Below are 13,523 nucleotides of genomic sequence, written 5' to 3'. Positions count from 1 at the left end.
ACCGGAAACACCGGCCGATGTCCCCCAGCTCCAGCGCATCGAGCGCGATGATGGGCGGATGGCGACCGAAATCATCTCCGTGACCTGGAAGGACGAGCCGGAGGAGCACGACTACCCGGCGGCCGCGGACTACCTCGAGCTGCTCGCCGCGCCTGAGGTCGTCGACGCGGTGATCGCGGATCTGCGCACCGCTCCGATTGTGCACAAGAAGGCCAAGGACATCCTGCGAGCCGCCCGATTGGAGCTGGTCTCGGCCGAGAATCCGTATGTCCGCCGCGATCTGATCAAGATCAATAACGGTAAGACGCTCTCGCCGATCCTGCTGGTGCGCGGCGACTTCCGCAGCAATGTGCCGTTGGTGATCGCCGACGGCTACCACCGTGTCTGCGCGGTGCACTGGGCGGATGAGAACATCGCCATTCCGGCGAAGATCGCCCCCATGCCAGGGCCGCCCCAGCGCCACCGATGACCTTCTCCACCCTCGCCCTGGTCATCACGCTCGGACTGTGCGGGCCGCTGCTCGCGCTACGGCAGGCCTGGCACATCCCGGTGCTCCTCGGCGAACTGCTCGCGGGCATCGTCTTCGGCGCCACCGGCTTCGGCGTCCTGCACACCGCGGACCCGATATTCAGTTTCCTCGCCGATATGGGGTTCGCCGTCGTCATGTTCGTCGCGGGCACCCATGTCCCGGTGCGCGACCCGGCCGTGCGTACCGCGCTCGACAGCGGTGCGGTGCGCGCCGTCCTGGTCGGATTACTCGCTACCGCCGCCGGTTTCGGTATCGCCCGCTGGTTCGATACCGGACACGGCGCGGTCTACGCGGTACTGATGGCATCCTCGTCGGCCGCGCTGGTGCTCCCGATCATCGACTCGCTCGGCCTGCAGGGCAAACCGGTGCTCGCCCTGACCGCCCAGGTCGCGATCGCCGATACCGCGTGTGTGGTGGCGCTGCCGCTGGTGATCGATCCGGCGAACGCCGGTCGCGCGGCACTCGGCGCCGTCGCTGTGGCGGCGGCCGCGACAGTCCTGTTCCTGGTGCTGCGCAAGTTGGAGTCGTCGGGTGCGCGGCGCCGGGCGCATCGGTTATCCGAGGATCGCGCGTTCGCACTGGAGCTGCGGGTCAGTCTCGCGGCGCTGTTCGCCCTGTGCGCATTGGCAACCCAGACCCAGGTGTCGATCATGCTCGCCGGATTCGCCGCCGGGCTCGCGGTCGCCGGTATCGGCGAACCGCGTCGAGTCGCGCGCCAACTGTTCGCCATCAACGACGGTTTCCTCGGGCCGCTCTTCTTCGTCTGGCTCGGTGCCAGGCTCAACCTGCGCGAGTTCGGCGACCATCCGCGTCTCATCCTGCTCGGCCTCGTACTCGGCGCGGGTGCGGTGCTGGTGCACCTGGCGACTCGGGTCGCGGGACAGCCGATCGCCTTCGGCGCGCTCGCGGCAGCACAGGTCGGCGTACCGGTCGCCGCCGTCACGGTCGGCTCGCAACTACATGTCCTGGTGCCGGGGGAGGCGTCGGCCATGATGCTGGGTGCACTGTGCACCATCGCCACAGCAGCACTAGCAGCAAGCCGAATAGCAACCCGCGCCCCACACACCACCGAACACTGACCTGCCAACTCTCCCAAGTCACATTCAGTTTCGCGAGCACATGAGCAACTCACCGAGCACAGCCCAGCCCTCAAATCCCGCGCCCTCTATCGGCCCTTTATGGCTTCCACAAGGGGCGCGGAGGGCACGAAAACGATCTGGGACGGCGCGGAAGGGGCGTGGGCTCAGTCCTCTGGCCGCCCGAGCAGGCGGTCGGTCTCGCGCCGTTCCCGCTTGGTCGGCCGACCGGAGCCGCGATCGCGTCGCGGCATGGTCGCGAGAATCTCGCGGGGCGGCGGCGGTGGACTGCGATCGATCAAACACGTTGCGGCGATCGGTGGGCCGACGCGCTTGGTGACCAGCCGCTCCACGATGACGATGCGCTCGACACCACCGGCGCGGATCCGGACCTCATCACCCGGACGAACCGGCTGAGCCGGTTTGGCCGTAACACCGTTCACCCGAACATGCCCGCCGCGGCAGGCTTCCGCGGCCGCGGACCTGGTCTTGAAAAGACGCACCGCCCACGTCCACGAGTCCACACGGGCTTGTGTCGGGGCGGCGTTCTTGGTACTCGGTTGGGCGGGTGCCACCCTTAGACCATACGGCGTGCCGTAACAACCATGTCGGGGCGCAGCGAGGTGTAGGACACCGGCTGGCCGGACTGGACCGCATTGAGCAGCTTGCCGTCGCCCGCGTACAGGCCGACGTGGCCGCCGCCGTTGGTCACGACGATATCGCCGGGCTGCAGGTCATGGAAGGCGACCGGCGCGCCGACGTGCGACTGTTCGAAGCTGGTGCGCGGCAGTTCGATTCCGGCCTGCTTGTAGGCCCACTGGACCAGACCCGAGCAGTCGAAGTTGTACGGACCCGAGGCACCCCAGGAGTACATGGCGCCGACCTTGGACTTGGCGGCGTCCAGTGCGACATCACTGGCGGTGTTGTGGCTGAACATGTCCTGGGCGCCCGGATCGAACAAGGCGGGGAGCTGCGGCATCGCAAACTGCGGCGCGGGCGCCGGTGCGGGCATCGCGGCGAGCGCCTGCTGGACCTGCTGGTTCATCTGCTGGATCGGCTGATCGAGTTCCTGTGGAATGTCGAAATCGCCGATGCCTGGGACGTTGATGGTAGTTGCCATCGCCGGGATCGCGGGCATCGCACCAGTTGCGGCCACTGCGCCCATGACGAGAGCACCCTTAACGGAATTCGGTATCCGCGATTCCCGTTGCAAGCTGTGTTTACCCACCGAGCCGAGTCTCCGATCTTTCTGCTCTTCCGTCGACCGGGTCAGCTGTCGGTTGAGACCGGCAGAACGGCCCAACTCCCAGTTGAATCTCTGGGTCCCGGTCACGACTGTCGAGATCTGTTGGCCCCGACAGCCGTTTGACGGTGACTCAGTGGCGCCGCTTCTCTGACGAACCGACAGACTCCACTAAGTCACGAAGAGATTACGACCCGGACGCGGTGTTGTCCAGCCCACAGACCAGCATGTTCGCGGATGATCAGAAAACCGCTGGACGAGCGGCCCGAATTGCGACACGCCCGAAAGGTCACGACACGATATCGGCGGCGCGACAAGTGTTATCGAACCGAAGTCGCCCAACCGGATCCGGCTAACCATCGGACCGCTGCTCCAGCGCCCGCTCGAGCTCATCGATCCGGCGCTTCGCATCGGCCAAGCCGATCTCGAGCTGACCGAGTGCCATTACCAGCGGCCCCACCGCGAGATCGGCGACGAGTTGCGGATCGTCATAGCCGCGATCGATCGCGGTCAGGATATTGGCGCGGATACGGCCGGCCTCGATGGCCCCGGCGGGAACGCTCCAGGACTCGACCACCTCGGCGGTGGTCGGCAATCGTTCCTCGGACATGCCCCTCCATTCCAGCACTGGACCTTCTCCAAATCGCCATCAGCGTAGAGATTTCAGTGGCGATAGCAATAGTGCACTGACCGATCGCGAGCGACTGCTCGCAGGCCGCCCTCCTCAACAATGCGATAGTTCGCTAGCAATATCTAGGACACGCCGTATACATGGCCAGATTTGGCTGACGAAACGCGCTACGGTGTCTGGGCATGGACCCCGTGCGGAATCCGTATGCTCCCGGAGCCGGACAGCGCCCACCCGAATTGGCCGGGCGCGATAAGCAACTCAAGGCCTTCGACATCGTGCTGGAGCGGATCGCACGCGGTCGGCCGGAGCGCAGCGTGATGCTCACCGGACTGCGTGGCGTGGGAAAGACCGTGCTGCTCAACCAACTTCGCTCCGCCGCGGGCTCGCGCAACTGGGGCACCGGCAAAATCGAGGCGAGGCCGGATCAGGAACTGCGCCGCCCGCTGTCGTCCGCACTGCATATGGCCGTGCGCGCCATCGCCATGGCACACCGCAGTCAGGACCGCGTCGACGACTTCCTCGGCATCCTCAAGGCTTTCGCACTGCGCTCCACCGCCGACAAGGGCATGCGGGAGCGTTGGCAGCCCGGTATCGACGTGCCTGCGGTCACCGGTCGCGCCGACTCCGGTGATATCGAAATCGATCTGATCGAACTGCTCAAGGAGGCGGCGGCGCTGGCCAGCGATATCGGCGTCGGCATCGCGATCTTCATCGACGAGATGCAGGATCTCGGTCCGGCCGATATCTCGGCGATCTGCGGCGCCTGTCACGAATTGAGCCAGGACGCCGCGCCTTTGATCGTCGTCGGCGCGGGCCTGCCACACCTGCCCGCGGTGCTCTCGGCCTCGAAGAGCTATTCGGAGCGACTGTTCAGCTACCACCGCATCGATCGTCTCGATCGCGAAGCCGCGGATCTGGCCCTCATCGCGCCCGCCGAGCGTGAGGAGGTGAAGTTCACCTCGGAAGCCCTGAATGCCCTGTACCAGCGGGCGGATGGCTATCCGTACTTCGTGCAGGCCTACGGCAAGGCGGCCTGGGATCAGGCGCCGGAGAGTCCGATCACCGCGGAGGATGTCGAAGTGGCCGCGCCCAGCGCCGAAGAAGAGCTGGCCGTGGGCTTTTTCGGTTCCCGATACGAACGCGCCACACCCGCCGAACGCGAATATATGCGTGCCATGGCCGATCTGGCGGGCGACGACGGTCCGGTGCCGACCGCGGCGGTGGCCAATGAGCTCGGCCGCAAGCCCGCCTCACTCTCACCGGCGCGGGACGGGTTGATCAAGAAGGGGCTGATCTATTCGGCCGAGCGCGGCACCATCGGGTTCACGGTGCCGCACTTCGGTCGCTATCTGCGCAGCGTGTAGGACGAAAGGCTCAGGCAGGCAACGGATACGGCCACCTGTAGTCGCAGTCGCCGCGCTGTGCGCAGCTGATCGCGATGTGCCGCCAGGCTCACGCCAGCGGACGCCGCACCTCGAGCATCACCGAACCGATCCGAATGCGGTCGCCGTGTACGAGCGCGGCCCACCCCCGGACGCGCCGGTCGTTGACATACACGCCATTGGCCGAATCGCGATCCTCGATCCGCACCACCTCGCCGTCCACGACGACCTTGGCGTGCTGCCTGCTGGTCTTGGCATCCTCGAGCCGAATGTCGTTATCCGCGCTGCGGCCGATCGTCATAACCGCCCTGGTCACCTCATAGCGCCTGCCGTCGTCCACATACAGCTGCAGGTGGCCCAGCGTCTCCAAGAGTGTCGACCCACTGGAATCCACGTTGAGGCGCAAGCGAATTCGGGCCGGGTTCGGCAATGGCTCATGTCGCAGGATCCGCTGCTCCAGCCCGGCCAACCGGTCGCTGGGATCCATGCCCTGTTCGCGCAACAACCCGCGCACCGCCCGACCGGCCGCGAGCGCGTCACCGTGTCGCCCCGCCGCGTACAACGCCGTGATCAGTTGTGCCCACAGGGTTTCGCGCAGCGGATGGCGCGCGGTCAGCGCACGCAGTTCCCCGATGACCTCGGCGGCCCGGCCGGCGGCGATCTCGAGATCCAGCCGCGCCTCGAGTGTGTGCTGGCGCTCCTCGTCCATATGCGCGCAGAACGCCTCGACGAAGGTGGACATCGGCAAACCGTCCAGCGCCGCGCCGCTCCATTCGCCGAGCGCCTGGAGGAAATACTCGGCGGCGCGCGCGTGGTCACCGGTGTCGAACGCGGCCATCGCCGCGGTTCTGGCCTGCTCGAAACGACCGAGGTCGCAGTCCTCGTCCCGAATGTCCAAGCAGTAGTTGCCGGAGCTGTCGGTGCGCAGTATCGCGGTCGCCGCCACCTCGGCGGCCTGCAGCGCGGCCCGCAGTTCGGCGATGCGATTGTGCAGATTCGCACGGAAGCTGGGCGGTGGGTCACCGTCCCAGATGGTGTTCGCCAAACGCGTCGGCGAGATGGCATTGCGCCGGTTGAGCACGAGTACCGCGAGCATCGCCCTGGTCAGCGGCCCGCCGACGGCGAGCGGTCGGCCCGCGACATACCACCGGACCGGGCCGAGGATGCGCACATCCACCGTCTCTACGCTGGTCATGGAGCTGGGACGCATCGGCCGTCGAAGGCACCGTCGGCGACTCGGAATACCGGCCACTGGATGGCTTTGGCCCGCGTTTCCGGGCCGTAGATGCCGTCGACCGCGGCACCGTGGTCGACCTGCAGATGTCTGATGGCGCGCTTCATCGGGGTGTCGTACACCGTCGTCGCATCCAGCTGGATGCCGTGGCACATGGTCAGCGCCTGCCGCAGGGCCGTCACCGAATCGCCCCGATCGCCCTCGTTGAGCGCGCAATGCGCGTCGTCGTGATCGGCTGTCCCGCTGGGTAATTCGAGATAGAAGTCGGTGCCGAGCGCGACCCGCACGCGCCAATAGCACCGCAGCAGCTTTGTCGGCGCACTGCTGGTGGGCGGCGCGGTTACCGGGGCCGCGCCATCGGATCGCTGGGGAATCAGCCAGACAGCGATCGTCAGTGCTGCCACGATCACGGTCGCGATCCCTGCGAGCACGGCGATGCGGACGCGTGGAGCACGAACCAAACCGGACAACCCCCACCGGTACGTCCACCGCTCGGTATCGCTGATCGCCAGCTCCATCGCACGCGCGAACTCCGCGCAGGTCTGATACCGCCGCCGCGGATCCGCCGCCATCGCGCGGGCGATGACATCGTCCAGCGCCGGTGGCACATCCGGCCGGACCCGGGTGAGTTCCGGATTGTCCCGTACGGTGCTGGTCCCCTCGGGTGTCGGTGCGTGGCCATTCGGATTCGAGCCGGTGAGCAGCGCCAACAGGGTCGCACCGAGCGAATAGATATCGGCCCGCCGATCGACCGCGCGTCCCGCCAGCACCTCCGGTGCCGCGAATGCGGGAGTGCATGCACGCCAACCGGTTTCGGTGACCGTCGCGGCATCCTCGACCGTGCGCGCCAACCCGAAGTCGGCGACGAGCACACGTTCCCCCTCGACACCATCGGCCACCAGGATGTTCGACGGTTTGACATCACGGTGCAGCAGGTTCTGCTCGTGCGCGTGGTGCAGGCCCTTGGCAGCCTCGCAGACGATGTGGGCCGCCCGGTTGGGCTCCAGACCACCGGATTCCTTGTGCATGAGCTCGCCGGCGTCGGTGCCGTCCACGTACTGCATCGCCATCCACAGGGCATCGCCCTGTTCACCCCGGTTGTAGACCGAGACGACATTGGGATGGTCCAGGCGGCACACCAGCTCGGCCTCACGCCGAAAGATACTGCGGTATCGGTGATTTGCGCCGAGATGCGCGGCGAGCACCTTCAGCGCCACCTGCCGCGGCAATGCCGGATCGTCAGCCAGGTAGACCGCACCCATCCCGCCGGAACCGAGGGGCCGCACAATCGAGTACCCCGCGAATACCTGTCCTGGCCGTAACAACATCCCTGCCCTCCAACGGGAATGTGGGCCACGTCCTCGCCGTCGCCTGGCGTTTCAGTCAGATTAGAAGATAACGCTCTCCCTCGACATCTACCGGCCGGTAACAAACCCTCCTACACTCTAATGTGATCCTGATCACGTCCGAGGAGGACATCATGGCGACTACCGCGAAAGTCGACGCCACCGAAGAACAGGCACGTGCACTGGTCGAGGAATCCCGCGAAACCAGTTGGGCCAAACCATCGTTCGCGAAGGAGATGTTTCTCGGACGATTCCGGCTCGATCTGATCCACCCCTATCCCCAGCCCAGCGACGAGGACGCCGCGCGCACCGAGGCCTATCTGGCCCGGCTGCGGCCGTTCTGCGAATCGATCGACGGCAGCGTCATCGAGACCGAATCCAAGATTCCGGACGAATACGTGAAGGGCCTGGCCGAACTCGGCTGCTTCGGCCTCAAGATCCCGACCGAGTACGGCGGTCAAGGCCTGTCCCAGGTCGGCTACAACCGGGCGCTGATGCTGGTCGGCTCCGCACACCCCAGCCTCGGCGTCCTGCTCTCGGCGCACCAGTCGATCGGCGTGCCCGAACCGCTGAAGCTGGCGGGCACCGCCGAGCAGAAGGCCGAATTCCTGCCCCGCTGCGCGGCGGGGGCGGTCAGCGCGTTCCTGCTCACCGAACCCGATGTCGGCTCCGATCCGGCCCGCATGGCGAGCCTCGCCACCCCGACCGCGGACGGCGAGGCCTACGAGATCAACGGCGTCAAGCTCTGGACCACCAATGGCGTCGTCGCCGAACTGCTGGTGGTGATGGCCCGGATACCCAAGAGCGAGGGCCACCGCGGCGGCATCTCCGCCTTCATCGTCGAGGCCGATTCACCGGGCATCACGGTGGAGCGCCGCAATGCGTTCATGGGCCTGCACGGCATCGAGAACGGCGTGACCCGGCTGTACAACGTCCGCGTGCCCAAGCGCAATCTGGTCGGCCGCGAGGGCGACGGCCTGAAAATCGCGCTCACCACCCTGAACGCGGGCCGCCTCGCCATCCCGGCGCTGTGCACGGCGGCCTCGAAGTGGTCGCTCAAGATCGCCAGGGAGTGGAGTACGCAGCGGGTGCAGTGGGGCAGGCCGGTCGGCGAGCACGCGGCGGTCGGGGAGAAGATCTCCTTCATCGCGGCCACCACCTACGCACTCGAAGCGGCATTGGACCTCTCGGCCACGATGTGCGACGAGGCCCGCAACGACATCCGCATCGAGGCGGCCCTGGCCAAGCTCTGGGCCAGCGAGATGAGCTGCCGGATCGCCGACGAACTCGTACAGATCCGCGGCGGCCGCGGCTACGAGACGGCAGCCTCGCTGCAGGCCCGTGGTGAGCGCGCGGTCGGAGCCGAACAGCTGGTCCGCGATCTGCGGATCAACCGCATCTTCGAGGGCTCCAGCGAGATCATGCGGCTGCTGGTCGCCAGGGAGATGGCCGACGCCCACATGTCCGCCGCCGGTGCGCTCGTCGATCGCAACGCCGAGTTCAAGGACAAGGCCAAGGCCGCGGTCGGTGCGGGCGGTTTCTACGCCAAGTGGTTCCCGCAACTGGCGGTCGGCGCGGGCACGGTCCCGTCGACTTATCCCGAATTCGGTCCGCTGGCAAGGCATCTGCGCTTCGTCGAGCGCAACTCCCGCAAGCAGGCCAGATCGCTGATGTACGCCATGGCGCGCTGGCAGGCGGGCCTGGAGTACCGGCAGAACTTCCTCGGTCGCATCGTCGATATCGGTGCGGAGCTGTTCGCGATCTCCGCGGCCTGCGTGCGCGCGCAGGCACTACGAGCCGCGGGCGCACCGGAGGCCAAGGCCGCCGAGGAACTCGCCGACACCTTCAGCCGACAGTCCCGGATCCGAGTGAAGACGTTGTTCGACGCACTGTGGGACAACACCGACGACGACGATCGCACCCTCACCCGAGGCGTCCTCGACGGCCGCTACGAGTGGCTGGAGGAAGGCATCTTCGACCCCAGCGAAGGCACCGGTCCGTGGATCGCCGAATGGCAGACAGGTCCGTCGACCGAACCCAACCTGCTCCGCCCCTTCCTGCCTTCGACCCGTAGTCACTCGGACACCTAGACATGGCCTGCGCGAGCCGTCACCCGGACATCCCTGGGTGACGGCTCGTCCAATGTGGGTGACCACCGTAGCTCAGTCCACAGGTTTGGCCCGAGGTCCGACCTTCCTTGCAGGCGATATCCGGGAACTGCGCTGGACTGCCCAATCCGGTGATCGTCGTGTTGCCGACGCGGTTCACCGGCACGACCTTGCCCGCATCGAACACGATCACGGCGTAGTCCATGTCTTTGTTCGAGTAGGCGAGGTTGCCGACGACTCCGGCGTCACTGTCGGCCTCGGCAACCACCGCGGCACCTGCGTCACCGCAGTGTCCTGCCGTGAACCCGACCAACCTGCCTGCTGAATCACGCCCGATCGTGGTGAGGGTGCAGATGCTCTGATCATCGACGATGATGCCGGAACCACCGCCCAGCACGGCCGGACCTGCGGCGTGCGCGGTACCTGCTTGCTGCCCGACCATGATTGCGCTCGCTGCGAGAACGGCGGCAGCGCCCGCGAATTTCTTGAACATGTCGAATCCGATGGTTGAGCCGCAGCGGTCCAGTGCGGCGCGAATAGTGTTCTGCTCGTTTCCCCTCAGGTGAACACCATCAACTTTGCTCGCAGGGTGCGGGATAGGGCCATCGTCCTCAGGGTTGGAAACACTCACACCTGGGCGGAACCGGGGAACGCTCGCAGATCAGCGTGGTGAGCAGGGTCTTTGATGTCATCCACGAGTCATGGGGCACCAGTGGACCCGGCCGATGCAGAGAAGTAGCCAACTACTCAGGTGGTCAGCGCCGGAAAGGCGCACACTGAGTGAAGCGGCTGGAGCCCGCGGCTCGCAATGTACGTCGAACGGGAACGCAAGTCATGTCCACGTCAAGCGGATCAGAGGCCATGTATCGCGAACTGCATTCGGTGGCAAGATCGCCCGCGCGGCCCCGGTCGGCCATTTGTCCGACTCTGTCGCAGCAGATCAGCCATGGAATTTGGCGCGATATCTCACTGAATCGCGACGCGCCCCGTATGACGATCGGGCGGTCGGATGCAGCCGACATAATCGTGACGGCCGATGCGACCGCATCGCGTCTGCACGCCATCATCGAGTGGATGCGCGACTGCTGGGTCATCGTCGACAACGGAATGTCGAAGAACGGAACATTCGTCAACGACGAGCGCATCGATGGGTGCCGGAGACTCAACTCCGGCGATGTTGTTCATGTCGGGCAATCGGTATTCATTTTCCGAGACGGCCAGCCATCCGACGATGAAATAACAATTGCCAACGATGCCCAACCCATCCGGAATTCGCTCACCGAGGCCCAATATCTGGTTCTGGCGGCGCTGTGCCGCCCGTGCGGCGCACAGACTCCCTACGCATACCCCGCGTCGAACTGCCGGATCGCACACGATCTGTGCCTGAGTATCTCCACTGTCAAGACCCACATGCGGGCCTTGTTCAAAATATTCCAGATCGAAGCCTTGCCGCAGAACCAGAAACGCATGTTTCTGGTCAAACGCGCCTTCGAAAGTGGCGTGATCATCAATCACCGGGCCGACGCGGAGTTACCGGGCCTCGAGTGAGGTGCACAAGATTGAACAACAAGCTCCAGGGTGTGCCTTTTCCTCGTGGTCATCGTCATCGAGCCTTCCCGCCCACATCGTCGGCTGGAAGGCTCATATACCCGATGGGAACCTACTGGGTCAGGCCAGGCGATCTGCGACACCGCTCACCTCGACCCAACCTCGACCCTGATCTGTGGCTCACGCCACGCAGGCGAAATAGAGCGGGAGGGCGAGGATCGTTGGGAAGCATATGACGAAACTCCACGGGAAAAGTAGCGGCAGGGAAACTGGCTGGACCGCGTCAGCGGGTGCCGATGCTGATACCGGTACTGGGGCCGGTGCTGGGGCCGGTTCGGCGGCGGCCACGCCCGAGCCCAAGGCGATCACCGGAGCCATCGCTAAGACTGCTGCTGTGGTCCGAAACTTCTTACTCATAATGATCCTCCATCGACTGATGTCGAGCCCGCCTCGACACATTCCTACCCTTCACACGGCCTCCCACGGCTGGGCGGTTCTGCATGCGAATTCCATTTATTATTCTCGCGGGGTGTGCGGAGCCACCATCCTCCCCCAGGCTGAAAACGCTCGCACCTCGGTGAACTGAAGGATTGAACTGCTCGTACGCGACAGGACTTTTCTCGATGAACGAATCGGATCGGTATCCACCCTCGTTGTAGACGATCGCCATCACAAGCCGAGGATCGATACCCGCCGCATTTCCGTACTGCACCGCCGATCCCACCCAAGGCCGCACGTTTGGATCAATCTTTTCCAATTCGCTCTGCCAATTCGGGTTCAAGGTACACGGTTCAGCGGCGCCAGAAGAAGTGGTGGACAACGCCGCTCGGGCTCGGGATCTTCTCCAGGTGGAAGCGGTCCAGGAGGTGATCGGGACTGTCCCAGAGTTGTTCGCCAGCGGCGAGTTCGACGGGCGCGACAGCGCAGTGCATGGTGTCGATGAGGTCGGCGGCCAGGAATTCACGGACCGTGGCGACGCCGCCGCCGATCCGCACGTCCTTTCCGTCGGCGGCCGCCTTCGCCTGTGCCAGGGCGTCCTGCGGTGATGCGCTCAGGAAATGAAACGTTGTTTCTCCCAAGGTGAACGAGGGTCGTTCATGGTGGGTGAGCACGAATACTGGTGTGCGGAACGGCGGTTCGTCGCCCCACCAGCCCTGCCAGTCGAGATTCTCCCACGGACCGCGCTGTGGTCCGAACTTGTTGCGCCCCATGATCTCGGCCCCGATATTGCGATGGAACTCGCGCGTGCAGTAGTCGTCGAGACCGCGCGTCCCCCCGGGTTCGGTGCGGTTGACCCAGCTCGCGGTCGCCCCGGCCCACGAGAACAGCGCCGGCCCGTCGGCGTGCCCGAAAGGACGCTCCAGGCTTTGCCCAATCCCCGCTCCGTACCCATCGCTGGAGACGTTGAAGTTATGGACGCGCACGAGCTGTGTCATCGAAACACCCCTTCTGATTGCAATGTGCAATCAGTTTGCCCGAGGTGCTTGTAAAGTGCAAGCAGTCGATGCGGAGGTTTCGTGCCGCGCTCCGGCCGCCCCATCAACGCCGCGATCGACGTGATCGGCGGTCGCCGCTCCTGCTGCGCGACATGATGTTCGGCGACCGCCGTCGCTGGTTGCAGCCACAGTCCGAAGAGGGCATCGCGTCCAATATCCTGGCCGACCGGCTGCGCACCTTGACCGATGCGGGACTGCTCACCCGCGACAACGCCGGGCGCGGACTGGCGTGCCACCTACAGCGTCACCGAGCCCGCCATCCAGCTCATTCCGGTCCTGGTCCACCATATGAAACAGGGACACGGTACGCATCCACGTCGACGAGTCAGGTTGTTGCAGAGTGCGCAGACTGGGCGACGCCGAGTTGCTGCATCATCCCGAGTGTGTCCCAGCATGCCCAGCTTTCGACGATCTTGCCGTCCCGGAAGCGACTGATCGAGATTCCCTGAACGACCGCTGATTTGCCTGTCGGGGACATGCCCATCATCTCGCCGTCGTTGGTGCCCGTCGCCGTCCATCGGGTAGTGACGAAATCGCCCTCGGCGATCTGTTCGTTGACCAAGAACCGTTGATCCGAGAACGCGGCGAGATACATCTGCCCGAGCCTTTTGAAGCTGTCGGGGCCATGGACATCGGCGAACGGGTTCTGTGGATCGTGGTTGATGCAGTCGACCGCGATCACCTCGTCGAATACATCGAGATCTCGCGTATTCCATGCGTCGAAGACGCGCTTGGCGGCGGCCTTGTTCTGCTCTGACATGGCGCTTCCTATCGGTTGATGGCGCCGAACTGGCGGGAGCGGCCGTAGTCGCTACGGGCAGCATTCGCACGCCCGGCGCTGAGTGTGGTGCGGAGCGCGGCGGCGATGCCAGCAGTGGATCCAGGCGCCGCGACCCCGTATGTGGACGCTGTCATCACGGGAGATGCCCG

At 65.3% G+C, this 13,523-nt stretch carries 13 protein-coding genes and 1 pseudogene; 5 read left to right on the top strand and 9 right to left on the bottom strand.

The genetic code is table 11. The features are described from left to right. The first annotated feature begins 70 nt into the window (after positions 1-70). Positions 71-469 (top strand): hypothetical protein, encoded by a 399-nt coding sequence (locus tag OG874_RS36500; protein ID WP_330257578.1) that lies wholly within the window; start codon positions 71-73, stop codon positions 467-469. Then, entirely contained in the window at positions 466-1,608 is a 1,143-nt protein-coding gene (locus OG874_RS36495) for a cation:proton antiporter (protein WP_330251594.1), read from the top strand. The genes OG874_RS36500 and OG874_RS36495 overlap by 4 nt, the downstream gene beginning before the upstream one ends. Positions 1,609-1,772: 164 nt before the next feature. Here OG874_RS36495 and OG874_RS36490 read toward each other — a convergent pair whose 3' ends face one another. The 3 genes from OG874_RS36490 to OG874_RS36480 form a co-directional block, all read right to left on the bottom strand. Further along, on the bottom strand, positions 1,773-2,180 hold the full coding sequence (locus OG874_RS36490) for an RNA-binding S4 domain-containing protein (RefSeq protein ID WP_330251593.1): 408 nt from the start codon (positions 2,178-2,180) through the stop codon (positions 1,773-1,775). Between the two features lie 2 nt (positions 2,181-2,182). Then, on the bottom strand, positions 2,183-2,770 hold the full coding sequence (locus tag OG874_RS36485; protein WP_330251592.1) for a C40 family peptidase: 588 nt from the start codon (positions 2,768-2,770) through the stop codon (positions 2,183-2,185). Between the two features lie 430 nt (positions 2,771-3,200). Beyond that, on the bottom strand, positions 3,201-3,458 hold the full coding sequence (locus OG874_RS36480) for a hypothetical protein (RefSeq protein ID WP_330251591.1): 258 nt from the start codon (positions 3,456-3,458) through the stop codon (positions 3,201-3,203). 203 nt (positions 3,459-3,661) lie between these two features. On the opposite strand from OG874_RS36480, the gene OG874_RS36475 reads away from it, so the two are divergent. Continuing rightward, positions 3,662-4,843, top strand: a complete 1,182-nt coding sequence (locus OG874_RS36475; RefSeq protein WP_330251590.1) for an ATP-binding protein — start codon at positions 3,662-3,664, stop codon at positions 4,841-4,843. 88 nt (positions 4,844-4,931) lie between these two features. Here the strand turns inward: OG874_RS36475 and OG874_RS36470 are convergent, their stop codons facing one another. After that, positions 4,932-6,056: a BTAD domain-containing putative transcriptional regulator gene (locus OG874_RS36470; protein WP_330251589.1), complete on the bottom strand. Its 1,125-nt coding sequence runs from the start codon at positions 6,054-6,056 to the stop codon at positions 4,932-4,934. Next, a complete protein-coding gene (locus OG874_RS36465; RefSeq protein ID WP_330251588.1) occupies positions 6,053-7,423 on the bottom strand; it encodes a serine/threonine-protein kinase in 1,371 nt (456 codons plus the stop codon). Before OG874_RS36465 ends, OG874_RS36470 begins: the two co-directional genes overlap by 4 nt. A 152-nt stretch (positions 7,424-7,575) precedes the next feature. Here OG874_RS36465 and OG874_RS36460 point away from each other — a divergent pair, with 152 nt between their 5' ends. Next, a complete protein-coding gene (locus OG874_RS36460; RefSeq protein WP_330251587.1) occupies positions 7,576-9,531 on the top strand; it encodes an acyl-CoA dehydrogenase family protein in 1,956 nt (651 codons plus the stop codon). Positions 9,532-9,595: 64 nt separating this feature from the next. On the opposite strand, the pseudogene OG874_RS36455 reads toward OG874_RS36460, so the two are convergent. Continuing rightward, a pseudogene (locus tag OG874_RS36455) lies at positions 9,596-10,042 on the bottom strand (serine protease); the annotation flags it as partial. A gap of 368 nt (positions 10,043-10,410) precedes the next feature. Between OG874_RS36455 and OG874_RS36450 the strand changes: the two are divergent. Next, positions 10,411-11,097 (top strand): FHA domain-containing protein, encoded by a 687-nt coding sequence (locus tag OG874_RS36450; RefSeq protein WP_330251586.1) that lies wholly within the window; start codon positions 10,411-10,413, stop codon positions 11,095-11,097. A gap of 791 nt (positions 11,098-11,888) precedes the next feature. Here the strand turns inward: OG874_RS36450 and OG874_RS36445 are convergent. The 3 genes from OG874_RS36445 to OG874_RS36435 all read right to left on the bottom strand — a co-directional run bounded on the left by OG874_RS36445 (position 11,889) and on the right by OG874_RS36435 (position 13,353). Next, positions 11,889-12,533 carry a dihydrofolate reductase family protein gene (locus OG874_RS36445; protein ID WP_330251585.1) on the bottom strand — a complete coding sequence of 215 codons (645 nt, stop codon included), beginning with the start codon at positions 12,531-12,533 and terminating at the stop codon, positions 11,889-11,891. Then, positions 12,530-12,829 carry a hypothetical protein gene (locus OG874_RS36440; RefSeq protein WP_330251584.1) on the bottom strand — a complete coding sequence of 100 codons (300 nt, stop codon included), beginning with the start codon at positions 12,827-12,829 and terminating at the stop codon, positions 12,530-12,532. Before OG874_RS36440 ends, OG874_RS36445 begins: the two co-directional genes overlap by 4 nt. Positions 12,830-12,918: 89 nt before the next feature. Further along, positions 12,919-13,353: an ester cyclase gene (locus OG874_RS36435; protein WP_330251583.1), complete on the bottom strand. Its 435-nt coding sequence runs from the start codon at positions 13,351-13,353 to the stop codon at positions 12,919-12,921. Between the last annotated feature and the right edge of the window lie 170 nt (positions 13,354-13,523).

The organism is Nocardia sp. NBC_00565, from assembly GCF_036345915.1.
Classification (GTDB): domain Bacteria; phylum Actinomycetota; class Actinomycetes; order Mycobacteriales; family Mycobacteriaceae; genus Nocardia.
The sequence above is the reverse complement of the archived record's forward strand: the minus strand, read 5'-3'. Positions and strand labels throughout refer to the sequence as shown.